This window comes from Corallococcus sicarius, assembly GCF_003611735.1.
GTDB classification, from domain to species: domain Bacteria; phylum Myxococcota; class Myxococcia; order Myxococcales; family Myxococcaceae; genus Corallococcus; species Corallococcus sicarius.
In genome coordinates this window covers 13,662-38,119 of record NZ_RAWG01000018.1, presented here as the reverse complement: position 1 = coordinate 38,119, position 24,458 = coordinate 13,662, and the positions used below count along the sequence as shown (strand labels likewise).

The 24,458-nt window shown below is 70.2% G+C and carries 22 protein-coding genes; 14 read left to right on the top strand and 8 right to left on the bottom strand.

The features are described 5' to 3' along the window. Positions 1 to 518 precede the first annotated feature (518 nt). The 3 genes from D7X12_RS04690 to D7X12_RS04680 all read left to right on the top strand — a co-directional run bounded on the left by D7X12_RS04690 (position 519) and on the right by D7X12_RS04680 (position 4,956). Entirely contained in the window at positions 519 to 2,963 is a 2,445-nt protein-coding gene (locus tag D7X12_RS04690) for a PAS domain S-box protein (RefSeq protein WP_120624066.1), read from the top strand. A 224-nt stretch (positions 2,964 to 3,187) separates the two neighbouring features. Beyond that, positions 3,188 to 4,498 carry a hydroxyacid-oxoacid transhydrogenase gene (locus D7X12_RS04685; protein ID WP_120624065.1) on the top strand — a complete coding sequence of 437 codons (1,311 nt, stop codon included), beginning with the start codon at positions 3,188 to 3,190 and terminating at the stop codon, positions 4,496 to 4,498. A 23-nt stretch (positions 4,499 to 4,521) separates the two neighbouring features. After that, the gene (locus D7X12_RS04680; protein ID WP_208718820.1) at positions 4,522 to 4,956 is read left to right on the top strand and encodes an acyl-CoA thioesterase; all 435 of its coding nucleotides are present in this window, start codon (positions 4,522 to 4,524) and stop codon (positions 4,954 to 4,956) included. 10 nt (positions 4,957 to 4,966) lie between these two features. On the opposite strand, the gene D7X12_RS04675 is transcribed toward D7X12_RS04680, so the two are convergent. Next, positions 4,967 to 5,833 (bottom strand): hypothetical protein, encoded by an 867-nt coding sequence (locus D7X12_RS04675; RefSeq protein WP_120624064.1) that lies wholly within the window; start codon positions 5,831 to 5,833, stop codon positions 4,967 to 4,969. A gap of 146 nt (positions 5,834 to 5,979) precedes the next feature. Here D7X12_RS04675 and D7X12_RS04670 point away from each other — a divergent pair, with 146 nt between their 5' ends. Together D7X12_RS04670 and D7X12_RS04665 are read left to right on the top strand one after the other, a co-directional pair. Beyond that, entirely contained in the window at positions 5,980 to 6,606 is a 627-nt protein-coding gene (locus D7X12_RS04670) for an SRPBCC family protein (protein WP_120624063.1), read from the top strand. Further along, entirely contained in the window at positions 6,606 to 6,935 is a 330-nt protein-coding gene (locus D7X12_RS04665) for an ArsR/SmtB family transcription factor (RefSeq protein WP_120624062.1), read from the top strand. Before D7X12_RS04670 ends, D7X12_RS04665 begins: the two co-directional genes overlap by 1 nt. A gap of 66 nt (positions 6,936 to 7,001) precedes the next feature. On the opposite strand, the gene D7X12_RS04660 is transcribed toward D7X12_RS04665, so the two are convergent. Next, the gene (locus D7X12_RS04660) at positions 7,002 to 7,919 is read right to left on the bottom strand and encodes a class I SAM-dependent methyltransferase (RefSeq protein ID WP_120624061.1); all 918 of its coding nucleotides are present in this window, start codon (positions 7,917 to 7,919) and stop codon (positions 7,002 to 7,004) included. A 140-nt stretch (positions 7,920 to 8,059) separates the two neighbouring features. Here D7X12_RS04660 and D7X12_RS04655 point away from each other — a divergent pair, with 140 nt between their 5' ends. The 4 genes from D7X12_RS04655 (at position 8,060) to D7X12_RS04640 (ending at position 12,790) form a co-directional block, all read left to right on the top strand. Continuing rightward, on the top strand, positions 8,060 to 9,487 hold the full coding sequence (locus tag D7X12_RS04655; RefSeq protein ID WP_120624060.1) for an alpha/beta fold hydrolase: 1,428 nt from the start codon (positions 8,060 to 8,062) through the stop codon (positions 9,485 to 9,487). A 36-nt stretch (positions 9,488 to 9,523) separates the two neighbouring features. Further along, entirely contained in the window at positions 9,524 to 9,880 is a 357-nt protein-coding gene (locus D7X12_RS04650) for a GatB/YqeY domain-containing protein (protein WP_120624059.1), read from the top strand. Positions 9,881 to 9,915: 35 nt separating this feature from the next. Next, entirely contained in the window at positions 9,916 to 10,749 is an 834-nt protein-coding gene (locus tag D7X12_RS04645; RefSeq protein WP_244224343.1) for a hypothetical protein, read from the top strand. Between the two features lie 139 nt (positions 10,750 to 10,888). Further along, the gene (locus D7X12_RS04640; RefSeq protein ID WP_120624057.1) at positions 10,889 to 12,790 is read left to right on the top strand and encodes a WD40 repeat domain-containing protein; all 1,902 of its coding nucleotides are present in this window, start codon (positions 10,889 to 10,891) and stop codon (positions 12,788 to 12,790) included. A 42-nt stretch (positions 12,791 to 12,832) separates the two neighbouring features. Here the strand turns inward: D7X12_RS04640 and D7X12_RS04635 are convergent, their stop codons facing one another. Both D7X12_RS04635 and D7X12_RS04630 read right to left on the bottom strand, forming a co-directional pair. Next, positions 12,833 to 14,203 (bottom strand): sigma-54-dependent transcriptional regulator, encoded by a 1,371-nt coding sequence (locus D7X12_RS04635; protein WP_120624056.1) that lies wholly within the window; start codon positions 14,201 to 14,203, stop codon positions 12,833 to 12,835. Further along, complete coding sequence (locus D7X12_RS04630; protein ID WP_120624055.1) at positions 14,200 to 15,525, bottom strand: sensor histidine kinase; 1,326 nt, start codon at positions 15,523 to 15,525, stop codon at positions 14,200 to 14,202. Before D7X12_RS04630 ends, D7X12_RS04635 begins: the two co-directional genes overlap by 4 nt. A 329-nt stretch (positions 15,526 to 15,854) precedes the next feature. On the opposite strand from D7X12_RS04630, the gene D7X12_RS04625 reads away from it, so the two are divergent. The 3 genes from D7X12_RS04625 to D7X12_RS04615 are packed head-to-tail and all read left to right on the top strand — an operon-like array spanning position 15,855 to position 18,915. Then, complete coding sequence (locus D7X12_RS04625) at positions 15,855 to 16,856, top strand: HlyD family secretion protein (protein ID WP_120624054.1); 1,002 nt, start codon at positions 15,855 to 15,857, stop codon at positions 16,854 to 16,856. Beyond that, on the top strand, positions 16,853 to 17,779 hold the full coding sequence (locus tag D7X12_RS04620; protein ID WP_120624053.1) for an ABC transporter ATP-binding protein: 927 nt from the start codon (positions 16,853 to 16,855) through the stop codon (positions 17,777 to 17,779). Before D7X12_RS04625 ends, D7X12_RS04620 begins: the two co-directional genes overlap by 4 nt. Next, a complete protein-coding gene (locus D7X12_RS04615) occupies positions 17,776 to 18,915 on the top strand; it encodes an ABC transporter permease (RefSeq protein ID WP_120624052.1) in 1,140 nt (379 codons plus the stop codon). Before D7X12_RS04620 ends, D7X12_RS04615 begins: the two co-directional genes overlap by 4 nt. On the opposite strand, the gene D7X12_RS04610 is transcribed toward D7X12_RS04615, so the two are convergent. The 4 genes from D7X12_RS04610 to D7X12_RS04595 all read right to left on the bottom strand — a co-directional run bounded on the left by D7X12_RS04610 (position 18,916) and on the right by D7X12_RS04595 (position 23,011). Further along, complete coding sequence (locus D7X12_RS04610; protein WP_120624051.1) at positions 18,916 to 19,572, bottom strand: hypothetical protein; 657 nt, start codon at positions 19,570 to 19,572, stop codon at positions 18,916 to 18,918. A 12-nt stretch (positions 19,573 to 19,584) separates the two neighbouring features. Further along, positions 19,585 to 21,111, bottom strand: a complete 1,527-nt coding sequence (locus tag D7X12_RS04605; RefSeq protein WP_120624050.1) for a M91 family zinc metallopeptidase — start codon at positions 21,109 to 21,111, stop codon at positions 19,585 to 19,587. Between the two features lie 95 nt (positions 21,112 to 21,206). Beyond that, positions 21,207 to 22,502, bottom strand: coding sequence for a homogentisate 1,2-dioxygenase (hmgA, locus tag D7X12_RS04600; protein ID WP_120624049.1), 1,296 nt, complete (start codon positions 22,500 to 22,502; stop codon positions 21,207 to 21,209). Positions 22,503 to 22,543: 41 nt separating this feature from the next. Continuing rightward, positions 22,544 to 23,011, bottom strand: a complete 468-nt coding sequence (locus tag D7X12_RS04595; RefSeq protein ID WP_120624048.1) for a MarR family winged helix-turn-helix transcriptional regulator — start codon at positions 23,009 to 23,011, stop codon at positions 22,544 to 22,546. Between the two features lie 339 nt (positions 23,012 to 23,350). On the opposite strand from D7X12_RS04595, the gene D7X12_RS04590 reads away from it, so the two are divergent. Next, the gene (locus tag D7X12_RS04590) at positions 23,351 to 23,863 is read left to right on the top strand and encodes a hypothetical protein (protein WP_147443524.1); all 513 of its coding nucleotides are present in this window, start codon (positions 23,351 to 23,353) and stop codon (positions 23,861 to 23,863) included. 29 nt (positions 23,864 to 23,892) lie between these two features. Continuing rightward, positions 23,893 to 24,447 carry a hypothetical protein gene (locus tag D7X12_RS04585; RefSeq protein ID WP_120624046.1) on the top strand — a complete coding sequence of 185 codons (555 nt, stop codon included), beginning with the start codon at positions 23,893 to 23,895 and terminating at the stop codon, positions 24,445 to 24,447. Positions 24,448 to 24,458 lie beyond the last annotated feature (11 nt).

The following is a 24,458-nucleotide window of genomic DNA, read 5'->3' as shown; positions in this document are numbered from 1 at the left end:
TGGGATGGCTCAGTGCTCGTACGCGTCCGTCAACGACGCGCTCCCCGCCGCACTACGACACCGACCTCATCCGCGAACCCCTCACCTGGCGTTCGCGTGCGACCCGGTGGCCTTCTGATGAAAGACGATCATCTCTCCGCAAGTAACTGAATGCTTGTAAATCCTGCAATCAACTCCTGTCAATGGAGGGACGGTTCTTCCATGGGGGCCGTGATTTTGCGTCCCGGGCATCTGGAGTTTGACGGCATTGTCACATGCGGGCCGCCGCTGAATCCCAGACAAGGTCCCCTCGGGTGACGCGGTCTGGTTTGGCATGTCTGACGCACCCTGTCCGCTCCCTGCCGCGCTGAGCCACACGGGGCCCGCCTCCCAGGCTGTGTGGGGGCTCCCACGCGGCCGGCCCGACAGCGCGCCGCCAGGCGACGCCCGGGGGTTGGGGCCGGGCGGACGGGTTGGCGGCAGGCGGAGGCGCCACCATCGTTGAAGGCGGAAGGGCCCAGGCTGCTCTTCCCGGACCCATGGCTCGCCTGCACGACAGCCCGGCGCATCCGACCCTGGGCGGGGCTCCGCCAGGGCACGGCCACATCCTCGAGTCCGTCTTCGCCAGCATGGGGGAGGGCGTCCTCGTGGTGGACGAGCACCATCAGCTGGTGCTCATCAACCCGATGGCGGAGCACATCCTGGGCATGGGGGCGGTGGGTGTGCCCGTCTCCCGGTGGCCGGAGCACTTCGGCATCTACCTGGCGGATCAGGTGACGCCCCATCCGGCGGACTCGCTGCCCATCGCCCGGGCCCTGCGTGGCGAATCCGTCGTCCGCGCGGAGTTCTTCCTGCGCAACGCGCAGAGGCCGGCGGGGGCCTGGCTGCTCGTGAACTCGAGGCCGGTCCACGACGAGGCCGGCAGGCTGCGTGGCGCCGTCTCCCTCTTCACCGACGTCACCGAACACAAGCGCATGGATGCGGCGATGCGCGCGGGGTGGGAGAAGTACCGCTCGCTCTACAACAACACCCCCGTGATGATGCACTCCATCGACCGGCAGGGGCGGCTCATCAGTGTCAGTGATTGCTGGTTGAACAAGATGGGCTATGCGCGCGAGGAGGTGCTCGGGCGCGACTCGGTGGAGTTCCTGACGCCCGAGTCGCGGCGGTACGCCCGTGAGGTCGTCCTCCCCGCGTACTTCAAGACGGGGGGCTGCTGGGATGTGCCGTATCAGCTCGTGAAGAAGGGCGGGCAGCGCATGGACGTCCTCTTGTCCGCCATCGCGGAGCGGGACGCCTCTGGCACGGTGGTCCGCTCCCTCGCGGTGCTCATCGACGTGACCGAACGCAAGCGGGTGGAGGATGCGCTCCTCGAGAGCGAGCGGAGGCTGCGCGCCATCCTGGACAACGCGCCCACCGTTTGCTTCCTGCTGGATACGCGGGAGCGCTTCATCTTCGTGAACCGCGAGTGGGAGCGTCTCTTCCACCGCACCCGGCAACAGGTGGCCGGCCGGACCGTCTTCGACGTCTTCCCCCGGGAGATCGCGGAGGCCCTGCACCACACCAACGAGGGCGTCCTCCGCTCCCGCGCCGCCGTGGAGGTGGAGGAGCGGGTCGCGCACGACGACGGGATGCACATCCACCTCACGCAGAAGTTCCCGCTCTTCGACGCCACCGGCGAGGCCTATGCGCTCTGCGGCATCGCCACCGACATCACCGAGCGCAAGCGGATGGAGCGCTCCCAGCGCTTCCTGGCCGAGGCGGGCCGCGAGCTGGTGACCTCGCTCGACTACGAGACGACGCTCCAGCGCGTCGCCGAGCTGGCGGTGCCGGGGCTCGCGGACCTGTGTGTCGTCTTCGTGAGGACGGACGGGGGCGAGTCCCTGCGGCCGGTGGCGGTGGCGGACAGCTCGCCGGCCCGCGTGGCGGCCGTGCGGGAGTTCCTCCAGCGCCACCCGCCTGTCTTGGAGGGCGAGGGAGGCCCTGCCCGGGTCCTGGCCACCGGCAGGTCGGAGGCGTCTGGCCACTCGCGGGGCCTGCTGGACTCCGCGGCGCTGGCGGAGGAGCGGTGGGCCGTGGTGCGGACGCTCCAGGGGCGGCCCTCGCTCGGCGTGCCCCTCCAGACGCGGGGCCGGACGTTGGGCGTGCTGTTCCTCGTCTCCCCCAGCCCGGGGCAGGCGTATGCGCAGGCGGAGCTGGCGCTGACGGAGGAGCTGGGCCGGCGGGCCGCCAATGCCATCGACAATGCCCAGCTCTACTGCTCGGCGCAGGAGTCCATCCGCGCGCGGGATGAGTTCCTGTCCATCGCCTCCCATGAGCTGAAGACCCCGCTGACCTCCATGAAGCTGCGCGTGCAGCAGCTGGAGTCCGCCCTCACGGCCGCCCGTCCGCTGCCCACGGAGAAGGTGTCGCGGATGCTGGAGGTCTTCGGCTCCCAGCTCCAGCGGCTGTCGGAATTGGTGGAGCACCTGCTGGACGTCACGCGCATCAACGAGCAGCGGCTGGACCTGCACCTGGAGTCCATGGACCTGGTGGCGGTGGCCCGGAGCGTGGCCAGCCACCTGGCGGAGCAGTTCGAGAAGACGGGCTGCGAGTTCGCGCTGGTGGCCCCGGAGCCCGTCTGGGGGCGGTGGGACCGGCTGCGGATGGAGCAGGTGATGTTCAACCTGCTGACCAACGCGATGAAGTACGGCGCGGGGCGGGCCATCCGGATGGAGGTGGTGTGTCATGACCGAGAGGCGGGACGAAAGGCGCGGCTCGTCGTGCAGGACGAGGGCATGGGCATCGCGCCCGAGGCCCAGGGCCGCATCTTCGAGCGCTTCGAGCGCGCCGCCTCGCGCAACTATGGCGGGCTGGGATTGGGGCTCTTCATCACGCGGCAGATCGTCCAGGCGCACGGGGGATGCATCTCCGTGAAGAGCGCGCCGGGGCAGGGGGCGAGGTTCGTCGTGGAGCTGCCGCCAGGGCCTCCGGAGCACGGCTGAGGCGTGCTGTATCCTGACATGAGGCTGTCAGAGGGGCGGGGGTAGGGTCCGCCTGAGCCTGCCCGTAATCCGAACCGTCAGGTTCCTTCACGCCTGAGGCCGGGAGCCGCGAGCGCATGCGGCCTTCCGGCTTCTGTCGTTCCGCACGAACCCTGACATCCTGTGCGCTCGCGCCTGTCACGTCCCTGTAGATTGCGGTGGGACGGATCCGGAGGAACGACGCCATGGGCTGCTGCCACCATCCCGCTGTCGGTGAAGGCTGCGACGGCGCCTTCACCGTGGACACCTCACGCATCACCTTCGGCCGGGGGTGTCTGGCGGAGGTGGGCGACCGCGCCCGGGCGCTGGGGATGACGCGCGTGGCGCTGTTCTCCGACGCGCGGGTGGCGCGGCTGCCGCACTTCGAGAAGGTCCGCCAGTCGCTGCTCGCCGCCGGGCTGGACGTGGCCGTGTACACGGACGTGCACGTCGAGCCCACGGACCAGTCCTTCCTGGACGCGGCGCGCTTCGCCTCGGAGCTCCGGCCGGATGGCTATGTCTCCCTGGGTGGGGGCTCGGTCATCGACACGTGCAAGGCGGCGAACCTCTACGCCACGCATCCGGCGGACTTCCTGGCCTACGTCAACGCGCCGGTGGGGGAGGGGCGGCCGGTGCCCGGTCCGCTCAAGCCACACCTCGCGTGCCCCACCACGTCGGGGACGGGCAGCGAGGTGACGGGCATCACCATCTTCGACCTGCTCTCCCTCTCGGCGAAGACGGGCATCGCGTCACCGGCGCTGCGGCCCACGGAGGCGCTCATCGACCCGGACTGCACCACGACGCTGCCCGGCGAGGTGGTGGCCGCCAGCGGGCTGGACGTGCTGTCCCATGCGCTGGAGTCCTATACGGCGCGGCCGTACGTGCGCCGCCCCGCGCCGGCGCGGCCGAGCCTGCGGCCCATGAGCCAGGGCGCGAACCCCTGGAGCGACCTGGGCTGCCGTGAGGCCTTGCGGCTGATGGGCCTGTACCTGGAGCGCGGCGTGAAGGACGCGGGGGACGCGGAGGCGCGCGAGCAGTTGATGTGGGCGGCCACGCTCGCGGGCATCGCGTTCGGCAACGCCGGTGTGCACGCGCCGCACGGCATGGCCTACGCCGTGGCCGGGCGGGTGCGTGACTTCCGGCCATCGGGCGGCTATCCGGACGACGAAGCGCTGGTGCCGCATGGCATGGCCGTCATCGTCAACGCCCCGGCCGTGTTCCGCTACACCGCCACCGCGAACCCCGAGCGACACCTGGAGGCCGCGGGCTACCTGGGCGCGGACCTGCGCGGCGCGGGGCCTGGGGATGCGGGCGAGGTGCTCGCGGGCAGGCTGGTGGAGGTGATGCGCGCGGTGGGCATGCCCAACGGCCTGGGTGGGGTGGGGTACACCGACGCGGACGTGGCGGCGCTGACGGAGGGCGCCTTCCCGCAGCAGCGCCTGCTCCAGAACGCGCCCCGGGAGATGACCCGGCCCGTGCTCACCGACCTGTTCCGCCAGGCATTGCGCTACTGGTAACCGACGAAGGCCCGGAGCCCACCGTGTCCAACACCGAGACCGCCGACCGCTACCGCTACTTCCTGCCCATCACCACGCGGTGGATGGACAACGACCTGTACGGCCACATCAACAACGTCACGTACTACAGCTACTTCGACACCGTCGCGAACCACTACCTCATCCACGAGGGCGGCCTGGACATCCACGCGGGGAGCGTCATCGGGTTGGTGGTGGAGTCGAAGTGTGGCTACCACGCGCCGCTCGCGTACCCCGACCGCCTGCGGGCGGGGCTGCGCGTGGACAAGCTCGGCAACCGCTCCGTCACGTACGGCATCGCGCTCTTCAAGGAGGGTGAGGAAGAGGCGGCGGCCCACGGTTACTTCGTGCACGTCTTCGTGGACCGCCAGACGCGCAAGGCCGTGGCGATGCCCGAGCGACTGCGGGAGGCGCTCGGGTGGCTCGTCCTCACGCCATGACGGACGGGCTTCAGGGGCAGCCGGAGCTGACCTCGAGCGCGTCGTACGCCATCCAACCGTTGCGGCGGGTGCTGGTCGCGGCGATGACGTAGCCGTAGATGAACTTCATCGTCCCGGACTGCTGGCGGTAGCGGCCCACGCTGTCCTGGACCCAGAGCGGGATGTCGATGGACGGGGCGCCGGAGTTGGTGGGCACGTCCAGGCGCTGGAACTTCGTGCCGGCGGGGAAGTGGTCCACCGCGACGCCGCCCAGGCCGAAGCCCGGCACGTTGAAGGTGAGGTTCGCCGAGCGCAGGCCATTGGCTCGCACGAGCGGCAGGTAGTCCCCGGCGCGCTCGTGGGTCGCGTCGCTGTCGTAGACGACCTTCTTGAACTCGAGGTTGGTGTCGTGCCAGTTGCGCACCGCGTAGCACGCCATCTTGGACAGGCCGGAGCTCAGCGCGGAGACGTGCCCGACCTTGTCCTCGAAGGACGTGCGGCCCTTGATGGCGGACATGGGGAGCCAGCCCGCACTGGAGTTGGACGTGGACACCGCGAAGGCATGCAGCTCGCCCGCGAAGGTGCGCGTCTGGCCATGGTTGAACGTGGCGCTCGTCCGGGTGGAGATGCCCACCACGGTGCCGTTGCCGTCGCGGACGGGCCCGCCCGTGTAGAGCGCCCAGGAGTCGTCGTCGTCCGGATCATTGGTGAGGACGCGGTTGCCACCGGAGGGGCGCAGCTTGCAGTTGTACGGGCTCTCCTCGCACACCGTGCCATTCACCCCCGAGAACGCCGCCTGCTCGGTCGAGCCCACCGCGCCGTCGTCAACGGACGCCTCGCCGCCACAGGCGGAGAGGGCCAGCGCCACCACTCCAAACACCGGGTTTTTGAAGTTCATGATAAAGAGGGAAATCCGACTTGGCCGGTTTTGTCAAACCCATGCACGGTCCGTGGCTCGGTGATGGCGCTGGGAGGATGGGTATATTAGAATTGACTAATATGAGCCCCGGCTGTAGTGACTTCGTGAACGCAGGAGGTCCACACATGCTTCACAAGCTCATTGGCGCCGAGTTCCGCGCATGCGTCGAGCGCGAGCACGAAGGCAAGCCGGCCCACGTGGTCGTCGCACACCGCGTCTATTCCACCGACATCGAGGACCTGTGGGACGCGGTCACCAACGCCGAGCGCATCCCACGCTGGTTCATGCCCATCGAGGGGCAGTTGCAGCGGGGCGGCCGCTATCAGCTCAAGGGGAACGCGGGAGGGACCATCACGCGCTGCGACCGGCCCACGGCGTTTGATCTCACCTGGGAGATGAACGGCGGCATGAGCTGGGTGACCGTCCGCATGGCGCCGGAAGGGAAGGGCACGCGGCTGACGCTCGAGCACATCGTGCACGCCGCGGACGTCGAACAGTTCTGGAGCCAGTTCGGCCCGGGTGCCACGGGCGTGGGCTGGGACCTGAGCTTCCTGGGGCTGGGCCAATACCTCGAGACAGGCAAGGACGTGGCCGCGGAAGCCGCTGCCTCCTGGAGCGCTTCCGACGAGGCGAAAGCCTTCATGCGTGCGAGCGCCCAGTCCTGGGCCGACGCCCACGTGGCGGCCGGAGAGGTTCCGGACGTGGCCCGAGGGATGGCCGAGCGCACGGCCGCGTTCTATACAGGAGGCTGATGCACGCCTTCGACGTCCTCGGAGATCCGGTCCGCCGCCGCATCCTGGAGCTGCTGGCGGAAGGCGAGCACGCCTCGGGCGAGGTCGTGGCCGTGGTGCAGCGCGAGTTCGGCATCACGCAGTCCGCCGTCTCGCAGCACCTGAAGGTCCTCCGGGACAACGGCTTCGCGACGGTGCGGGTGGATGGCGCCCGGCGGCTCTACGCAGTGGACGCCGCGCCCCTGGCGGAGGTGGACGCCTGGCTGGACCGCTTCCGCGCGTTCTGGACACCGAAGCTGGACGCCCTGGCCACGGAAGTCGCGCGGGGGAAGAAGAAGCGCGGCGAGTAGGGAGCAAGCAACAGCGTCGGACGGCGTCGTCGTGCCAGGGGAGGACGGCGTGCGCTTCCTCCCGCGTCACGCGCTCTCGACGCGCACGTCCTCTGCCAGCACCAGGTGCTCGTAGGGCCGGAGGGGCTCGTCCGGGAGCCCCAGGGGCGCAAGATGGCGCTCCCGGAGTGAGTCCGGGGTCGGCTGCGCGAGCGCCCGGAACCCGAGGTGGCCCAGGAACGCGGGCACGTCAGCGGGGCGGATGCCCCAGTGCATCGGCTCTCCCGCCAGGCGCAGGGCGAAGCGGATGGGGCGATCCAGCACCCCGAGCCGCGGGTTCCCGTGCTCGTCCGCGCCCACCGAGGAGAAGGCGATCCTGCTCCCGGTGCCGGTGAGTGCGCGCGCGGCATTGAAGAAGCCCTTCACCTCCGCGGGCTTCAAGTACATCAGCAGTCCCTCGGCGACGAGGATGCTGCGCAGCTCCGGGTTCCAGGGCGATCGCGACAGGGCCTCGGCCAGCGACTGGCGGGAGAGATCGGCGGTGATCACCTGATGGTTCGCGCGCGCCAGCCCCGCTCGCAGGATGCCAGTCCGCTTCGGCTCCGCCGTCTGGGGCGCATCAAGCTCCAGGCAGAGGACCTCCGGGTGCCGTGCAGCGACCATCGCGGCGAGCGGATCAAACCCGGCGCCGAGCACGAGGAGCTGCCTGGCACCGGCAGCGATGGCGGCCTCGACCTGTTCGGCCATCCAGCGCTTGCGAAGGCCGAACCACACCAGCTGTCCCTGTCCCAGCAGCCGCTCGCTCAGGTGCGCGAACCGGATCGTCGCGGGGCTGCGCATTCCCTCGACCTGGCGGGCTGGAAGCGCCTGCGAGGACAGGAGGATGCGCTCGACGGTCGCTGCCGCGCCGGTAGGAAGCACGTCGCGCAGGTGGGGCATCGCGTCCAGCAGCACCATGAAGCGCGCGATCTTCAGCGCCGTCCGGCTCGGTGTCGTCTTGGCCATCCGCGAACGCTAGCCTCGCGACCGCGCACTGTCAGCGCGTCAGGCGGCCTGTTGTGACTGGAGCGTCGTCCATGAATACGCGTTGAATTGCGCTCGTGGGTCCTCTCTGGGAAGGTCCCGGGCCTTCTCGGAGCGTGAACATGAATTGTCCCACTTTCGCAGCCGTGGTCGCCCTCTGGGGTGCACTCGTCCTGGGCAGCCCCGCGCACGCGGCCGAGCAAGGCACGGCGCCCCGTGCGGATGGGTTCGTCGGTTGCCAGGACGCGAAGAAGGATGCCGCTCTCGCCGGTTCCCTCTGCGCCCGCTTCAGCGCGCCGTTGGACTACGCGGACCCCAGCCGTGAGCAGATCGAACTCTTCGTCCGCAAGTTCCCGGCTCCGGGACGGTCGGCCGGGCACGTCTGGCTCGTGGCGGGTGGGCCCGGCGAGTCAGGGGCTTCGTTCTACCCGCTGCTGAAGACGCTGCGGGCCTCCTTCCCGGGACATGACCTGCTGATCCCGGATCATCGCGGGACGGGTTTCTCAAGCCGGCTCTGCCAGAAGGAGGAGGCCGCCGACAGCGCCGGAGGCGCCGCGCTCGAAGGCGCCGAGTGGGCGACCTGCTTCGAGGCGCTGGAGTCCGATGCCAAGCGCACCCGCGCCTTCACCATCACCCACTCCGCCCACGATTTGCGCGCGCTGATGGAGCGCTACTCCGCCGGCCAGAAGACGTGGCTCTATGGGGTCTCCTACGGCACGCAGCTGGTGTTGCGCATGATGACGGTCGCCCCGCCGAAGCGCCTGGATGGGATCGTGCTCGACTCCCTCGTTCCTCCGGAGACGACCGAGCAATGGGACCTCAGTCATCGCTCGGCTGTCGTTGACGAGGTGGGCCGCGCGGTGCTCGCGCGTTGCGACGCGGATCCGGCCTGCCGTGCGCGTCTCGGGGACTCGGCGGTCGCCGCGATGCAGGGGCTCGTCGACGATCCCAAGGTGTCCGCTGCCGTCCCCGGGGGACATCCGAAGCTCTTCTTTGGAGCCCTGCTGGACAGCCCGAAGCTGCGGGCGCGGATTCCCCTCGTCCTCTCGGGCCTCAAGGGCGGAGACCTCAAGCCGTTGCAGCAGGTCGAGCAGGAACTGGAGGCACTGGGCGCCCAGTTCGACCGTTTCCCGCAGGCCTCGCTCTCCATCCCGCTCGTCGCGGTGATCAGCGCCTCCGAGAACAACGCCCGGCCAGGTCTCACGAAGGCCGAGGTGGAGGCAGAAGCCGCCCGGTTCCTGTTCGTCAGCAGCCTGCCGGGTCAGCTCGTCGGTCGAACGTCACTGGCCTATCCGCGCGACGAGTGGTTCGGCAAGTCTCCCGCCACGCTTCCGCCGGTGCTGGTGCTCCAGGGCGACATGGACCCCAAGACGCCCCTTGCTGGCGCCCAGGCCCATCTGCGCCTCCTGCCCGAAGCGGCTGGCGTCCACCTGTTCACCGTCAAGGGTGGGCCTCACTTCCTGCTCTTCACGGCGCCAGAGTGCTTCAAGGCCGCGGTGAGCACCTTCGTCCAGAAGCGGCGTGCTCCTCGCGCGGCCTGTTCGCTTTGACCCCTTGGGCTTCAGTCTCAGCCCCCCTGGAGGCGTATGAGGACCGTGGATGAATGGAAGGCAACGCTGCGTGCCGCGCTGAAAGACGCACTGCGCACTCGGAATGCACCCGCCTCGGCGGTGCTTCGGGAAACGCTCGCCGCCATCGACAATGCCGAGGCGCCCGACATGAGCGTCGCGCCTGCTCCGGTCAGTGGAGGCATCGCCGGCAGTGCGGGGGGACTCGGGAGTGGTGAGGTGCCTCGACTGCTCTTGTCCCCGGAGGCGGTGGAGGCGCTCCTCCAGCGCGAAATCCAGGAGCGTCGCGACGCGGTAGCGCTCTACACCCAGCTCGGCAGGGCCGAAGAGGCCCGCGCGCTGAGCGCGCAAGTGGATGTGCTCCTGGCGCTTTGAGAAGAAGCCCGGCAATTCGTTGAGGAATGGCACGCATGCTCATGAGCTCCGTGGTGATGATGGCGCTGCTTACGGCCGCGCCTGCTCCCGCTCCCAAGGCTTCACCGCTCACGTGGAAGGTGACCGGCACCGACGTGACGTTCGAGATGTCGTCGAAGGACCTGCGCGCCCTGCGCGATGGCAAGGAGGTCTTCGGCCTCCAGTCGCGCAAGAAGGGCTTCCTCGCGAATCTCGTGGGCGACCCGGAGGACACCCAGGACCCGCCTGAGGGTGCCCCGGACACGTCCGACTGGGAGGCCGCTCAGTCCTACACCGTGCTCTCTGTCGTGGGCCCCTGGGTGAGCTACGAGGACAACAGCGGGGGCTTCACCGGGGGCGCGCTGTATGCGATCCGCATTTACGTCACCGAGGACGTGACGAAGGACAAGGACCGGGGCGCCTTCAACCTGCTGGATGTGTTCCCGGAGAAGGACGTCCTCAAGGCCCTCAAGGCGGACGAGTTCGTGAAGCAGCACGTCCGCGACGAAGCGGCCTTCAAGAAGGCCAGGACCGTGGAGGCCCTGCTGGCGATCCTGGTGCCCGGCGATGACTGCGTCGGGTTCCAGATCGACAACGTGAAGCGCTCGGTCGCGTTCCACCACGTGGAAGGCAACAAGGTCGCGGTGCGCATCGCCTTCGGCTACGAGAGGCCGGTGTGTCGCGGGAAGATGTTCGAGGTGGGCGTGCTGCTGCCCATCCCCGAGTCCCTGCGGCCCGCCCTGGAGCGCGCCCGCACGCGCCAGGAGGGCTTCCTCATGAAGGACGCGAAGGCCGTCAAGGCGCCCGCCGTGCACTTTGAATGGGAAGGCTCCAAGCAGAAGAAGCCCTGAGCCGCTCAGGGAGCGGTGCTCATCGGGCAGCCCGGCGAATGGTAGGATTTGAAGGGCCCTGTCAGGCAGGCGCGGCACGCCGCGTATGCGCATCGCCGGTCACGCTTCGCTCCCTGACCCTTCGCACATGAGACATTGGATGAATCCTGTTCGCTTCGCCGCGGTCCTGGCCGTGGTCGTCCTTGGCGCTTGCACGGAAGAGCGGCCGCCGGCCCCTCCCACGGAGAATCCACCACCCGCCCAGGAGCCTCCGGTGTCGAGCGCGGCCCCCTTCCGCCCCTGTGGTGCCATCGGGGCCGGGGCCCTCGCGGCTTCCGCGCTGTCGCCAGATGGCTCGGTGCTGGCGGTGGCCACCCTGTCGGGTCAGCTCGTCCTCTATCAACCCGCGAATGGGAACCGGATCCAGACGCTCTGGGACCTTCCGGGCGAGCAGGTCGGCGTGGCGTTCTCGGAGGACGGGCGCCGGTTGGCGGCGGCCAGCCGCACGGCGACACGGGTCTGGAGCTTTCCGGATCTGAAGCTGATCCTGAGCCTCGAACGACCCCTGGCCTTCCGGACCACGGCCCTGGCGCTTTCGGCGGACGGCGCGTTCCTCGCCACGGGAGGCTTCGACACGGAAGGAGACAGCCTCGCCAGGGTCCGCATCCATCGCGTCGCGGATGGAGGCATCCTGGGCACCTGGGAGCGGCGGTACGAGCAGCTCGTCCAATCCCTGGCCTTCTCCCCTGATGGGGCCTCGCTGGCCATCTCCATGCACCATTCCATCATCGTCGTGAGCGCCCGGGATGCCTCCGGATCGCGGGCCTTTCCCCTCCTCTCAGGAGGGCAGGTCGCCTGGTCCAGGGACGGCGCGCTCCTGGCCTCGGGCGGCATCGTGGTGCGGCTCGACACGGGGGCGGAGGTCAAGCGACTGGAACAGTCGATGATTCACGATGCGAGCACATTCTCCCCGGATGGCCAGCTCTACGCAGAGGCAGTGGGCCCCGACGTGAAGGTGTACCGGGTGGCGGACTGGACGAAGCTCCACACCTTCACCGAGGCGGACACGTCCTACGTCAGCCGCCTGTCCTTCAGCCAGGACAGCACCCAGCTCATCGTCGACGTAGGGGTGAGTGCCTTCTGGTGCAACGGCGATGGCCAGTTGTGCGGCCCCTGGGGCAACGAGGTCCGCATCCATCCCGTCCAGGACCCGGGCACCGTGCGGACCGTCTCCCTGGGGCCTGTCATGCAGGGGCCGCTGGTCTTCTCCCTGGACGGCTCGCTGCTGGTGGGCTTTGCGAACGGAACACTGGCCATCTGGCGGACCTCGAATCAACACCTGGTGGCGACCTCCAACATCCCGGCCACCGAGCGCGTGCAGTTCAGCCCGGACCAGCGCCAGCTCCTCGCGGGCGATGCCATCTACGACCTGACCACGGGACAGGCGCTCCAGTCATTTCGGGGCCAGGCCCTGTCTCCGGACTTCAAGATGTCCGCGGGGCTCGAGCAGGACCGCATCCTCCTGCGCGATGTCGCATCGAATGAGCGGCTCAAGACCTTCGCGCTGAATGCGCATGTCGCTGACTTCTCTCCGGATGGTCGTTCCATCGCGACCTATGCGTACGACGGACGCATCCACATCCGGTTGCTCGACATCGCCGAGGGCACCGTGAGCCACACCTTCGAGATGGACTACGACGAGGGAGGCTCGAAGGTGGACTTCTCTCCCGATGGACGATGGCTGGCCGTCTCGAACCGGTACAGCGGCTTGTCCTCGGTTGAGGTCCGCGGCCTTGGAACAGACACGAGCGCGTCACTCGCTGCCCACTTCGCCGCGGCGTTCTCGCCGGACAGCACAGTGCTGGCCACCGGAAGCCTTGAGGCTGAGGTGCAACTCTGGAAGACCTCGGGCTTCACCGTTCGTGAGCGGCTGGTGGGACACGGGACGTCCGCCTCGCAAGAGCAGTGGCCCCGCGCCGTCATCGGGGCCTCCTTCGCACGGACCGGCCAGCTCGCGACCCTGGGCGCGGACCGCACGGTCCGGCTCTGGTGCTCGAACTGAGGTGCGCCGCAAGCGCCTCCGCCTGCCGCAGCCCTTCGCGGCTCAGCGCTCCGACTCCTCGTCCTCTTGAAGCAGCCCATGCTTGCGCAGCTTGTCGTGCAGCGTCGCCCGGCCAATGCCCAGCGCCCGCGCCGCCTCCGTGCGCTGGCCCTGCGATGCCGCGAGCGCCGCGAGGATGAGCGCGCGCTCGTGCGCGTCCATCCGCTCCCTCAGCGTGACGCCGGAGGGGGACTGGGGCGCTGAGGCTTCGGGGCCTCCGGGCAGCAGCTCCGGATCCAGCGTCCCGTCGGCGGAGAGCACCACGGCGCTCTCCAGGGCGTTCTCCAGCTCGCGCACGTTGCCCGGCCAGCGGTACGCCGTGAGGCGCTCCAGCAGCTCTTGCGTCAGCGCCACGGGAGGCATCCGGAAGCGCTCGGTGTGGCGCGCGAGGAAGTGCCTTGCCAGTGCGGCGATGTCCTCCGGGCGGCTTCGCAGCGGGGGCACCTGGAGCGTCACCACCTTGAGGCGGTAGTAGAGGTCCTCGCGGAAGCGTCCCTCGGCCACGCGCTGGGGCAGGTCGCGGTGGGTGGCGGCGAGGACGCGCACGTCCACCGGGAAGGCGCGGTCCTCTCCCAACGGGCGCACCTCGCCCTCCTGGAGGACGCGCAGGAGCTTGGCCTGGAGGGGCAGGGCCAGCTCTCCCACTTCGTCGAGCAGGAGCGTGCCGCTGTCCGCCTCGCGGAAGAGGCCCCGTCGCATCCGCACGGCCCCGGTGAAGGCGCCCTTCGCATGGCCGAACAGCTCCGCCTCGGCGAGCTCCGGCGCGAGCGCGGCGCAGTTGAAGCGCACGTAGGGCTTGTCCGCGCGCGGCGAGGCGCGCACCAGCGCTTCGGCGACGCGCTCCTTGCCGGTGCCGCTCTCTCCGGTGATGAGCACCGTGACGTCGCGAGGGCCCACGCGCTGGATGAGCAATGCCAGCTTCGCCATCGCGGGCGACACGAAGACCAGCGAGCGCAGCAGGTTCACCTCGCCCGCCAGGCGCTCGTTCTCCGCCTCCAACCGCACCAGTCCCAGCGCGCGGCGCACCACCGCGAGCACGTCGTCCACGTCGAAGGGTTTGCGGAAGTAGTCCAGCGCTCCCAGCTTCATCGCCTCCACGGCGTGGCGCTCGGAGCCGTGCGCGGTGATGAGGATGACTCTCGGCGCGGGCGAACGGGCCCGCACGCGGCGCAGCAGCTCCATTCCATCCACGCGCGGCATGCGCAGGTCGCTGAGCACCAGGTCCACCGGGGGCTCCTCGTCCAGTCGCGCGAGCGCGGCCTCTCCGTCCACCGCCTCCTCGACCGTCAGCCCGTCGTCCTCCAGCAGGCCACGCAGCGTGTAGCGCACGCCCGCGTCGTCATCCGCCACCAGCACGCGTGCCTTCACGCTCATGACAGGGCCTCCTTCCGCGGGGGCGCGGCCGGGAGGGACAGCTCCGCCACGCAGCCTCCGCCTTCACGCTCGCGCAGGCCCAGCTCTCCGCCATGCTGGCGCATCAGCGCTCGGGCCAGGGCCAGTCCCAGGCCGGAGCCCTGCGGCTTCGTGGTGATGCCCGGCTCGAAGACGCGCTCCCGCACCTCGGGGGCCACGCCCGGTCCCCGGTCACGCACCTCCACCTGTCCTCCGCCCCCTGGCGTCGTCCAGGCCTGGAGCTCCACCGTGGTGCCCCTTGGCGCGGCCTCCAGTGCGTTCTGCACGACGTCGATCATCACCTGCCGCACCTTGCGCGCATCGCACCACGCCTCCACCCGGGGCCCTTCCACGACGCGCAGCCCCACGCCCCGCTCGCCCGCCATGCCCTCGTGCAGCTCCGCCACCTGCCGGCACAGGGCGTCCAGCGGCACGTGCGCCTCGTTGAGCGGGAGCAGCGGCCGGGAGAAGTTGAGGAACCCTTCGAGGATCTCCTGCATGCGGTCCACCTCCCGGCGCAGCACGCCCAGCCGCTCCGCGGGCCGGCCCTCCACCTCGCGCGCGATCATCGCGGCCAGCCCCTTCACGCTCGCCAGCGGGTTCTTCAGCTCGTGGGCAATCTCGCCCGACAGCGTGGTGAGCGAGCGCACCCGCTCCTCGTGCGCCTTCAACACGTCGTCGCGCGCGTCCAGTGCCGTGAGCACCATGCCCCGGAACGTTCGCCGCAACGTCGTGCCGATGAAGTTCGCCCATAGGACGAGGAACACCGTCACCGCGAGCATCGTCAGCAGGAGCGCATCGTTGTGCCCGGCGCGTCGACCGCCTCCGAAGAGCGGGGGCACCAGGTCCGGCAACACGCCCGACCATGTCACCGCCGCCTGCACGCCCAGCAGCCCCAGCAGGTAGCCCGCCCACCTGCGGCCACGCGCTTTCGGAAAGAGGATCGCCGTGGCGAAGGTCGCGGGCACCACCAGCGGGATGAGCGGGCTCTCCAATCCTCCCAGCGACAGGTTCACCACCGTGAACAGGGGAAACGCCACCAGCGGCAGCACCGTGCCCGGCTCCGACGACACCACGGGCTTGCGCCGCCACGACGCGACGACGCCCAGCCCCACCAGCACGAAGAGGAGCACCGCCCCCACGCTCCACTGACGCCACGTGGACGTGTCCCCGATGAGCCCCAGCGACACGAGCACCACCGGAAGCGGGCTCAGGAGCACCAGCACCTTCGTCACCTGACGGAACATCCGCGAGAACGCCTCGCGCTGGACCTGCTCGATTCCGGCGGCCGTGGGCTGGGGCATGGGATGCAAAGGCGTTCTCCTGGACCGTGCGTCGCTACCCTATGCCCAAGCAAGGCGGATGCCTCACCCCGAGCGCCAGGGCCCCGACGTGAAGGCTCGCGCCCTGTGTCCGGAATCCCGACGCCCGGCGCCGGAAATCCGAACACGGCAGGGCCCGCCCTCGCGCGCTCCCGGGGCACCCCGGGCTGGCACGCCGGGTGCTCCAGGAGACTCGTGATGCGCGGGCCAGGGGACGGGGCCGTGCGAGGGAGCGCGCCCAGGGCGTGGACCTCCCACGCAGGGGAAGGGGCGCATCCCATGTGCGGCCACGGCCGCGTCGGGAGGCACGGATGTCGGGGCAGGGGAGTCGTCCAAAACGTTCGAAGCGCGCCGTCGTCGCGGCGGTCGTCCTGGTCGCCGTCATCGTGGGCGGCATCGCGTGGCTGCGACGTCCTCCCACGCGCGAACCGCCGCCGCGCTTCACCGGCTACGTCGTCAGCGACAACGTCTACCTCTCCTCGCCCGTGGCCGGCATGGTGGCGGAGGTGTCCGTGGTGCGCGGTCAGCGCGTGGAGCCAGGCACGCCGCTGTTCCGCATGGAGCCCACGTCCGGGCAGGCCCGAGCCGACCAGGCGCGTGCGCAGGTGGGGCAGACCGAGGCCCAGCTCCTCGCGCGTCGTTCGGACGTGGGACGGGCGCGCGCCTCGCTCGCCGCCGCGCAGGCGGAGGTGGACCGCGCGGACGCGGACCTGGCCCGGCTCGTCGCCGTCCAGAAGGCGATGGACGGGGCAGTGACGCCGCAGCAGCTCGACCTGCTCCGCGCGACCGTGGCGCGGGCCCATGCCCAGCGCGACGTGGCCCTCTCTGACGTGGCCTCCGCGAGCGCGCAGCTGGAGGTCCTCCGCGCCCAACTCGCGAGCGGACGCGCAGGCCTCACGGCCGCGGAGCGGCAGGTCTCCGAGCTGGCCCCCGTCTCGCCCGTCGCGGGCCGCGTGGAGGAGGTCCTCTTCCAGGAGGGCGAGTGGGCCGCCCCCAACGCCGCGGTCGTCAGCATCGTCCCGGACGCGCAGGTGAAGGTGCGCTTCTACGTGCCGCAGGCCCGGGTGGCGACATACGCACCGGGCACCTCCGTGGCCATCGCGTGCGACGGCTGCGACGCCGGGATGACCGCCCGCGTGGACTACGTGGCCTCGCGTCCCGAGTACACGCCGCCCATCATCTACAGCCTGGAGACGCGGCAGAAGCTGGTGTTCCTGGTGGAGGCGGTGCCTTCGCAGCCCACGCTGCTCCTGCCAGGGCAGCCCATGGACGTGACGCCGCTGCCCCAGGCCCCCCTGCGGGTGGCGCGATGAGCGAGCGGGCCATCGACGTGCGCGGGCTCAACAAGTCGTTTGGCGACCGGCACGTCGTGCGGGACGTCGCCATCGCGGTGGAGACGGGCCGCATCACCGGCTTCCTGGGCCCCAACGGCTCCGGCAAGACGACGACGCTGCGGCTCTTGTGCGGCCTGCTCACGCCCGACAGCGGCGAGGGCGAGGTGCTGGGCATGGACTTCCGCGCCCGCGGCGACGCCATCAAGCGCCGGACGGGCTACATGACGCAGAAGTTCTCCCTCTACGAGGACATGACGCTGGAGGAGAACCTCGCCTTCGTCGCGCGCATCCACGGGCTTGACCAGCGGCGCGAGCGCGTGGACGCGACCCTCCACCGGCTGGGCCTCTTCGACCGCCGCCGCCAGCTCGCGGGCGCGCTCTCCGGAGGGTGGAAGCAGCGCCTGGCCCTGGCCGCCGCGACACTGCACGAGCCCCGGCTGCTGCTGCTGGATGAACCCACCGCGGGCGTGGACCCCCGCGCGCGCCGCGAGTTCTGGGATGAGATCCACGCGCTCGCCGCCGGAGGCCTCACGGTGCTGGTGTCCACGCACTACATGGACGAGGCCGAGCGCTGCCACGACATCGGCTACATCCTGTATGGCCGCCTCATCGCGCGGGGCACGGCGGACGCCGTCATCCGGGACTCCGGGCTGGTGACGTTCCTGGGAGAGGGGCCGGGCATCGACCGCGCGGCGCACGTGCTGGCCCAGGTGGACGGCGTGCTCAGCGCGTCCGCGTTCGGCGCCGCCGTGCACGTCAGCGGCACCGAGCGCGAGGCGCTGGAGCGGGCCCTCGCCCCGTGGCGCCGGGAGCCCTTCCGCTGGAACGAGGTCCCACCGTCCCTGGAGGACGTCTTCATCCAGCTCATGGGGCGCGAGCGCGACGAACGGTACGCCTCATGAAAAGGGACTCGCTGCCGCGCATCCTGGCCGTGCTGCTCAAGGAGTTCACGCAGCTGCGGCGCGACCGCGTCACCTACGCGATGATCCTCCTGCTGCCGGTGATGCAGCTGCTCATCTTCGGCTACGCCATCAACATGGACCCCAGGCACCTGCCCGCCGCGGTGCTGTCGCATGACACCAGCAGCGTGGCCGCCGCCGTCGTGGCGACGATGGAGCGTACGGGCTACGTGGACGTGCGCTACCTGCCGCGCTCCGACGCGGAGCTGGAGCAGTTGCTGCGGCGAGGGCAGGTGATGCTCGCCGTCACCATCCCGCCGGACTTCACGCAGCGGGTGCTCAAGGGGGAGCGCGCGCAGATCCTCGCGGAGGCGGACGCGTCCGACCCCCAGGCCGCGGCGGGCGCGCTCGCGGCGGTGGCGATGCTGCCCACGGAGGCGCTGACGCACACGCTGGTGGGGCCGGTGGCGCGAAGGTCCTCACCACCGCCGTTCGAGGTGGTGGTGCACCGGCGCTACAACCCGGAGAGCCTCTCCCCGGTCCACATCGTGCCGGGCCTGCTGGGCATCATCCTGTCCATGACGCTGGTGATGATGACCGCCATGGCCGTCACCCGGGAGCGCGAGCGGGGCACCATGGAGACGCTGCTGTCCACGCCCGCCACCCCCGGGGAGATCATGGTGGGCAAGCTCACGCCCTACGTCGTCGTGGGTCTGTTGCAGACCGTCGTCGTGCTGCTGATGGCGCGGGTGTTGTTCTCGGTGCCCATGGCGCGCACGCCCGCGGGGTGGGGCGCGCTCGCGTGCGGCATCGTGTTGTTCATCGTGGGCAACCTGTCGCTGGGCTACCTCATCTCCACGGTGGCGCGCAGCCAGCTGCAGGCCATGCAGATGTCGCTGTTCTACCTGCTGCCGTCCATCTTCCTGTCTGGCTTTGCCTTCCCGTTCCTGGGCCTGCCCGCGTGGGCACGGCTCCTGGGAGAGCTCCTCCCCGTCACGCACTTCCTGCGCATCGTGCGGGGCGTGCTGCTCAAGGGGCAGGTGCTCGCGGACATGGGCGACGACCTGCTGGCGCTGGGCCTGTTCGTGCTGGCGGTGGCGGGCGCGGCCATCGCCCGCTCGCGCACCACGCTGGACTGACTACCGCACCCCGTCCAATGACAGGGGCCCGCTGTCCAGCACCTGCTGGCGCGTCACCGTCGGGCCGTACTCCGGCGTCTGGACGGGGTGTCCGCGCGAGTCCGTCCCCGCGTGGAGCGTCACGCCCTCCGCGTCCGGCAGGTAGCCCACGCGCAGGCGCAGCTCGCGCACCTGGGCCAGCTCGCGCGTCAGCTCGGGGCCGGTGGGGTAGGGGAGCGACGTGCGCAGGGGCAGCGGCACCACCGCGCGCCGGGACGCCGTGGCACCGGGTTCCACGCGGCTGACCGCGGGGACCTCTGGCGCCTCCACGTCCAGGTTCTCCGGCACCCGCACGAGCATGCGCAGCAGCACCGCGCTGTCACCGGAGAGGTCCACGTAGGCGCGCTCCGGCGCCAGCGTGGGGTGACCGCTGGCTCCGAAGTCCATCAGGCCGTCCACGAGCAGCACCGCGCGGGCGGTCCGGTTGTGCACCGCATAGGTGACGGCGAGCGTGTCCGCCTCGCGCGCCACCGACTCCACCTTCAGCTCCACGTCCGGCTTCACATCCGAGGGGGCCACGCGTCGTCCTTCCGGGTTCACGGGCCGCTCCGGCGCCCGCGTGCAGCCGACCATGATGACGAGGGCCCCGCAGGCGCCGGCCAGGAGCAGGGCTCGCATGCCGGACGTCGGCTAGTAATGCGGCCGGGTGGGCAGGTTCAGCTCGTCGCGCAGGACGTTCTCACCGGGGCGGGAGTCCTGGATGACGTCCGGCGTGGACGGGTCCTGGTCCAGGTCGATGGGCAGGCCCACCGCGGACGTCTCCCGGTTGTTCACGCCGTCCTTCTCACCGCGCGCCAGCACGCCGTTCGCGTAGTCGGACGCATGCACCAGCTCGTGGAACAGGCCGACGACGGGCGGACGGTTCTTCCACTCCTCGGTGCCCAGCGAGGTGCGCGTGGTGTTGTAGTTCACCGTGCCGTCGCTGCCCTTGTTCGGCGTGCCGTCCGTGTTGAGCCAGGTGTCGTCGCGATTGGCGGGACCCGCGGAGTTGCCGCCGCTCGTCTCCTTGATCGTCGTCGAGTGGCCGCTGTCGTCCAGCGTGCGCAGCAGCTCCTGGCCCGAAGGCAGCGAGCGCATCGCGTCCAGGTCCGACTGCGTGCGCGCCTGGAACTCCGCGCTGCCCGACACCGTCACCGACCGGCCGCGCTGGTCGGCGTTCGTCATGTCGACAAGGGTCTTCTCGCCCTTGGCCACGTCGGGGGTGCTCTCGCCCTCCTCCACGTAGAGCTTGTCGGCGCCGGTGCCGCCGCGGACGGTGTCCTTGCCCGCGCCGCCCGCCACCGCGTCATTGCCGGAGCCGCCGCTCAGGGTGTCATTGCCGCGCCCGCCAATGACCTGGTCATCGCCCGCGCCGCCGAAGGCCTTGTCGTCGCCCGCGCCCGCGTCCACGTAGTCGCGTCCGCCGCCGCCCGACACGTAGTCGTTGCCGTCCAGGCCGTAGAGCACGTCGCGGCCCTCGCCGCCGAGGATGCGGTCATCACCCGCGCCGCCCTCGAGGTAGTCGTCACCGTCCAGGCCGCTGAGCGTGTCCTTGCCCTCGCCGCCGATGACGGTGTCGTTGCCCTTGCCGCCGACGAGCTTGTCATTGCCCTTGCCGCCGACGAGCTTGTCGTTGCCCTCGCCGCCGTCCAGCGTGAGGTCCTGGGTGACGCTCGCGTCCAGGGTGATGGAGTCGTCGCCCGCGCCGCCCTGGATGATGGCGCCCTTGGCCTGCTCGGCCGTGAGCGTCACGGTGTCCTTGCCGGACGTGATGGTCAGGCCGCCGTCCTTGTTCTGCGACACCGTGGCGGTGTTGTTGCCCGCCCCCAGGTCCACCACCGTGTTGCCCGCGGCGTTGGTGCTCACCTGCGGGGTCAGCGCCTTCACCGCGTCCTTGATGATGTCCTTGATGGCGGAGTTGATGCCGCCCAGGAAGCCGCCGCCGTCCTTCTTGGCGCCGGCCTTGTCACCCTCACCGCCGCGAACCGCCGCGGCCGCGTCCTTCACCGTCTGGGGCCGGGCGGGGGCAGCGCGAGGCGCCACTTCGAAGCCGTCCGTCATCCGCTGGGAGACCGCGGCCTTCACCACGTTGGGACGCGGGGCCGTGACAGGCGCCTTCACCGGCTCCTGCTTCACGAGGGGGGTGGGACGCGAACCGGGCTTGCCAATCGAGGTCATTCCAGGTTGTCGCGGAACGAGGGGCGCCGGTTGCGTCGCCCCCCTCCAGATTCGCTGATTCCGCGAAACCAGGGGCCCGGGGGGGGCCCCAGCCCCTACTTCGAGGGCAGCTGGGCCTTGCGGAGGTCCGCCCAGCAGGCGTCGTAGTCCGACTGCAGCTGCGGGCTCTCCATCGCCGCGCGGGTCGGCGCGATGACCCAGCGCGTCTCGAACATGAACGCGAGCGTGTTGTCGATCTTCCGGGGAGTCAGCTCCGTGGCGACCGCCGCCTCGTAGGTCTTCCGGTCGGGGCCGTGGGCGCTCATGCAGTTGTGCAGCGACGCCCCGCCCGGCACGAACTGGTCCGCCTTGGCGTCGTAGACGCCGTGGACCAGGCCCATCATCTCGCTCATCACGTTGCGGTGGAACCACGGCGGCCGGAAGGTGTGCTCCGCGACCATCCACCGGGGCGGGAAGATGACGAAGTCGCAGTTCGCGGTCCCCGGCGTCTCGCTCGGCGACGTCAGCACCGTGAAGATGGAGGGGTCCGGGTGGTCGAAGCTCACCGTGTTGATGGTGTTGAACCGCGCCAGGTCATACGTGTACGGCACGTGCGTGCCGTGCCACGCGACGACGTCGAACGGGGAGTGGTCCAGCGTCGTCTCCCACAGGTTCCCCTGGAACTTCTGCACCACGCGCGTCGGCCGCTCCACGTCCTCGTACGCCGCCGCCGGCGCCTGGAAGTCCCGCGGGTTCGCGAGCCCGTTCGAGCCGATGGGGCCCAGCTCCGGGAGCCGGAACGGCGCGCCGTAGTTCTCACAGACGTAGCCGCGCACCGGACCGTCCGGCAGCTCCACGCGCATGCGGACCCCGCGCGGCACGAGCGCGACATGGCCCGGCGGAACCTCCAGCACGCCCAGCTCCGTCACGATCCGCAGCGCCCCGGACTGCGGGACGATGAGCAGCTCCCCGTCGGCGTTGAAGAACGCGGTGTCCACCATGGACGCGTTCGCGACGTAGACGTGCATCGCGGCGCCCGCGGCAACGTCCGGTGAGCCGTTGCCGCCCAGCGTGAACAGGCCTTCGAGGAACGTGGTCGGCTCCGTGGGCAGCGGCGGCGGATTCCAACGCAGCCGGTTGGGCGACGGGGGAACCTCCGTGAACGGGCCGCTGCGCAGGGCGCGGGCGTCCACCTGGCGGTAGGGCGGATGGCCCGCGCTCGGGCGCAGGCGATAGAACCAGGTCCTCCGGTTCTCGCTGCGCGGCGCGGTGAACGCCGTGCCTGAAATCTGCTCCGCGTAGAGGCCGAACGCGACGCGCTGCGGTGTGTTCTGGCCGACCGGGAGCGCACCCGCGAGTGCTTCCGAGGCGTGCTCGTTTCCAAAGCCTGAGAGGGGGCGGAGGGTTTCCATGGTGCTCCAGATGGTAACAAATGAAACCAGTTCGGCAAGGCTCAGGGGGCCTGCTTGAGGACGCGGCTGGCGGTGCGCTCCACCCGTTCGAGCAGCGAGCGCAGCACCGCGCGCTCGGCCGGTTCCAGCTCGCTCAGGACCTCGGCTTCGGCCAGGAGCGCCGCGGGGGCCACGCGCTCGTAGATGCGGCGGCCCGCGGCGGTCAATGACAGGCGCCGCGAGCGGGCATCGCGCTCGTTCTTGGCGCGCCGCACCAGCCCCCGCTCCTCCAGGGCGCGCGCGGCGCGGCTGACGGGCACCTTGTCCATCCGCGTGCGCTTGACGAGGTCCAGCTGCGTGCGCTCGCCGTCCTCCCCGAGCACCGCGATGAGGCGCCACTCCTGCGTGCTCAGCCCGTACTGCTCCGCGTACACGCGCGCGATGCGCTGGCTGACGACGTTCGCGGCGACCGACAGGCGGTAGGGGAGGAACGCGTCGAGGGTCAGGCTCGCGGGGCGCGGACGGCTCATCGCGCTGACTATAGCCAGCGCGAACCCGCTGCCCGTGGGTCGTCACACCCTGACACGACAACGCGCAGTCGTATGACATGAGTGTCAGGTTCAAGAGGGATGGCTGGCACTCGTGGACGCCCTCTCCCTCTGGGATCGCGTGGCCCCTGCCTTGCTAGGCGTGCCTCCGCGACAACTTCCTCCCACTCCCGCGCGTGGCCCCGGACGCACGGGAAACAACCTCCCGGAACTTGAGAGCCCATGAGCCGAACCGGTCCGTCCCCCTTCCCGGAAGTCCTTCCTCCGCCGTCGTCCCCGCGCGCCGGTCTGCGCTCCTGGGCGGCACGTCTGGTGTTGCTCATGGCCTGCGCCGGAACGGTGGCCACGTCGCAGCCCCTGTCCGACGACGTCCTCTCCAATGAGTTGGTCGGCGAGCCCGTGCGCATCACGACCGCCGCGCCCAAGGCCACCCGCCGCGTCATCGTCCGGGCCTCGGCCCCGAAGCCTCCGGACAACTCCGTGGAGGGCGAGCTGACTGCCCGCGTCACCGCGCGGTGGATCCCCGACGACCCCGCGCAGACGACGACCCCCTGGCTCCGGGTGATCGTCTCCGAAGAGGAGGTCGGCTCTGGCTGGGATGGGTCCACCGTCCTGGAGGCGGGAAGGCCGGTCACGTTGGAGGTGTTCGGACGCATCCCCAGGGGTTGCGAGCTGAACACGGGCTGTGAATGGCCCATGAACGTCGGCTTCGAGCTGCAGCCCGACGCAGTCCCCGGCACGGTCGAGCTGGAGTGGACGGCGCAGGCCACGGCCCGGGTGGTGGACACGTCCGACGTGCCCAAGGGCTTCACCGTGAGCGTCTCCGCACCATGACTTCGGCTTCAACAACCCTGGAGCTCCCCATGCGAATCCCCCTGCTGCTGCTCGGAAGCCTCCTGCTGCTGACCCCTGGCTGCGGCGTCGACGACATTGTGGTGGCCCAGCGCACGCCTGGCGAAATGTTCCTGTTGACCCCAGAGAATCCCCACAGCGAGCGCCGCGTGCAGATCGTGGCCCGCGCGAAGCCCGACACGGAGGCGAAGCTCTCCCTGCTCTCCATCGACTTCAAGACGCAGCCGCACTGGGAGCGGCCCGCGTCGGGCGGCTCGGAGGTCCATCCCTGGTTTCGCGTCAGGCTCGTGGACGAGCAGGATGGGCAGGTCGTGGAAGAGCACACCACCGTCGTTGATGACTGGGACACGTCCGAGGAGGTGACCCTGAAGCCGAAGGTGAACGTGGAGGAGGAGGTCTCGCGGTTCGAGCGCACCTACCGACTCGAGTTCGACCGGCAGGGTCCTCCCTCGGACGGCACCCTCTATGTCCAGTGGAGCTCGGACATGGAGGTGCTGACCGACGGCGACCACCCGAATCACATCGAGGTCCTCATGCTCCAGCCCTCGGGAGTCTCAGCGCCATGACTTCAACCCTG

Excerpts from the sequence above, each read along its gene's own strand:
- D7X12_RS04690 (WP_120624066.1), top strand. The coding sequence starts at position 519 with ATGGCTCGCCTGCACGACAGCCCGGCGCATCCGACCCTGGGCGGGGCT.
- D7X12_RS04685 (WP_120624065.1), top strand. The coding sequence starts at position 3,188 with ATGGGCTGCTGCCACCATCCCGCTGTCGGTGAAGGCTGCGACGGCGCC.
- D7X12_RS04675 (WP_120624064.1), bottom strand. The coding sequence starts at position 5,833 with ATGAACTTCAAAAACCCGGTGTTTGGAGTGGTGGCGCTGGCCCTCTCC.
- D7X12_RS04670 (WP_120624063.1), top strand. The coding sequence starts at position 5,980 with ATGCTTCACAAGCTCATTGGCGCCGAGTTCCGCGCATGCGTCGAGCGC.
- D7X12_RS04665 (WP_120624062.1), top strand. The coding sequence starts at position 6,606 with ATGCACGCCTTCGACGTCCTCGGAGATCCGGTCCGCCGCCGCATCCTG.
- D7X12_RS04660 (WP_120624061.1), bottom strand. The coding sequence starts at position 7,919 with ATGGCCAAGACGACACCGAGCCGGACGGCGCTGAAGATCGCGCGCTTC.
- D7X12_RS04655 (WP_120624060.1), top strand. The coding sequence starts at position 8,060 with ATGAATTGTCCCACTTTCGCAGCCGTGGTCGCCCTCTGGGGTGCACTC.
- D7X12_RS04650 (WP_120624059.1), top strand. The coding sequence starts at position 9,524 with ATGAGGACCGTGGATGAATGGAAGGCAACGCTGCGTGCCGCGCTGAAA.
- D7X12_RS04645 (WP_244224343.1), top strand. The coding sequence starts at position 9,916 with ATGCTCATGAGCTCCGTGGTGATGATGGCGCTGCTTACGGCCGCGCCT.
- D7X12_RS04640 (WP_120624057.1), top strand. The coding sequence starts at position 10,889 with ATGAATCCTGTTCGCTTCGCCGCGGTCCTGGCCGTGGTCGTCCTTGGC.
- D7X12_RS04635 (WP_120624056.1), bottom strand. The coding sequence starts at position 14,203 with ATGAGCGTGAAGGCACGCGTGCTGGTGGCGGATGACGACGCGGGCGTG.
- D7X12_RS04630 (WP_120624055.1), bottom strand. The coding sequence starts at position 15,525 with ATGCCCCAGCCCACGGCCGCCGGAATCGAGCAGGTCCAGCGCGAGGCG.
- D7X12_RS04625 (WP_120624054.1), top strand. The coding sequence starts at position 15,855 with ATGTCGGGGCAGGGGAGTCGTCCAAAACGTTCGAAGCGCGCCGTCGTC.
- D7X12_RS04620 (WP_120624053.1), top strand. The coding sequence starts at position 16,853 with ATGAGCGAGCGGGCCATCGACGTGCGCGGGCTCAACAAGTCGTTTGGC.
- D7X12_RS04615 (WP_120624052.1), top strand. The coding sequence starts at position 17,776 with ATGAAAAGGGACTCGCTGCCGCGCATCCTGGCCGTGCTGCTCAAGGAG.
- D7X12_RS04610 (WP_120624051.1), bottom strand. The coding sequence starts at position 19,572 with ATGCGAGCCCTGCTCCTGGCCGGCGCCTGCGGGGCCCTCGTCATCATG.
- D7X12_RS04605 (WP_120624050.1), bottom strand. The coding sequence starts at position 21,111 with ATGACCTCGATTGGCAAGCCCGGTTCGCGTCCCACCCCCCTCGTGAAG.
- hmgA (WP_120624049.1), bottom strand. The coding sequence starts at position 22,502 with ATGGAAACCCTCCGCCCCCTCTCAGGCTTTGGAAACGAGCACGCCTCG.
- D7X12_RS04595 (WP_120624048.1), bottom strand. The coding sequence starts at position 23,011 with ATGAGCCGTCCGCGCCCCGCGAGCCTGACCCTCGACGCGTTCCTCCCC.
- D7X12_RS04590 (WP_147443524.1), top strand. The coding sequence starts at position 23,351 with ATGGCCTGCGCCGGAACGGTGGCCACGTCGCAGCCCCTGTCCGACGAC.
- D7X12_RS04585 (WP_120624046.1), top strand. The coding sequence starts at position 23,893 with ATGCGAATCCCCCTGCTGCTGCTCGGAAGCCTCCTGCTGCTGACCCCT.